This window comes from Belliella alkalica (assembly GCF_022549785.1).
In the GTDB taxonomy this organism is placed as follows: domain Bacteria; phylum Bacteroidota; class Bacteroidia; order Cytophagales; family Cyclobacteriaceae; genus Belliella; species Belliella alkalica.
Genome location: NZ_JAKZGO010000069.1, coordinates 1 through 1,145, shown reverse-complemented (window position 1 = coordinate 1,145; position 1,145 = coordinate 1). Strand labels below are relative to the sequence as shown.

1 protein-coding gene is annotated in these 1,145 nt (G+C 53.3%); it reads right to left on the bottom strand.

The annotated features are described in order from the left end of the window. Positions 1 to 1,145 (bottom strand): CLIPPER-2 domain-containing protein (locus tag MM213_RS20675; protein WP_439647575.1); only part of this gene is annotated, 1,145 nt, incomplete at both ends.

The following is a 1,145-nucleotide window of genomic DNA, read 5'->3' as shown; positions in this document are numbered from 1 at the left end:
TTCATCAGTCGTAGGATCCGTAGGATCGCCGTCAGGATCTGTGCCCGTCGCGCTCGCTACATTCAATACGCTGCCGCCATCGATATCTGCCTGTGTTACTGTATAGGTCGTCGTAAAGGTCTCACTGTCACCAGGAGCCAATACTGCTATCGTCTCGCTCAGGCCTGTCAATGGATCGTTAACCGCAACATTGGTCAAGGTAACATTRCCATCGTTGCCCACCTCTATACTGTAMGCAATCACATCGCCAACAGCACTGAAGCTTGTCGCCCCCGCATCGCCGTTAACCGACGTGGCAGTCTTAACTACCGATAGCGACGGGTTCAAGACAGGACCGTCTACTTCCTCTTCATCAGTCGTAGGATCCGTAGGATCGCCGTCAGGATCTGTGCCCGTCGCGCTCGCTACATTCAATACGCTGCCCGCATCGATATCTGCCTGTGTTACTGTATAGGTCGTCGTAAAGGTCTCACTGTCGCCAGGAGCCAATACTGCTATCGTCTCGCTCAGACCTGTCAATGGATCTTCTACCTCAATATTGGTCAGGGTAACATTACCATCGTTGCCCACTTCTATACTGTACGCAATCACATCGCCAACAGCACCGAAGCTTGTCGCYCCCGCATCGCCGTTAACCGACGTGGCAGTCTTAACTACCGATAGCGATGGGTTCAAGACAGGACCGTCTACTTCCTCTTCATCAGTCGTAGGATCCGTAGGATCGCCGTCAGGATCTGTGCCCGTCGCGCTCGCTACRTTCAATACGCTGCCKSMATCGATATCTGCCTGTGTTACTGTATAGGTCGTCGTAAAGGTCTCACTGTCACCAGGAGCCAATACTGCTATCGTCTCGCTCAGACCTGTCAATGGATCGTTAACCGCAACATTGGTCAAGGTAACATTGCCATCGTTGCCCACCTCTATACTGTACGCAATCACATCGCCAACAGCACCGAAGCTTGTCGCCCCCGCATCGCCGTTAACCGACGTGGCAGTCTTAACTACCGATAGCGACGGGTTCAAGACAGGACCGTCTACTTCCTCTTCATCAGTCGCAGGATCCGTAGGATCGCCGTCAGGATCTGTGCCCGTCGCGCTCGCTACATTCTGCACGCTGCCTGAATCGATATCTGCCTGTGTTACTG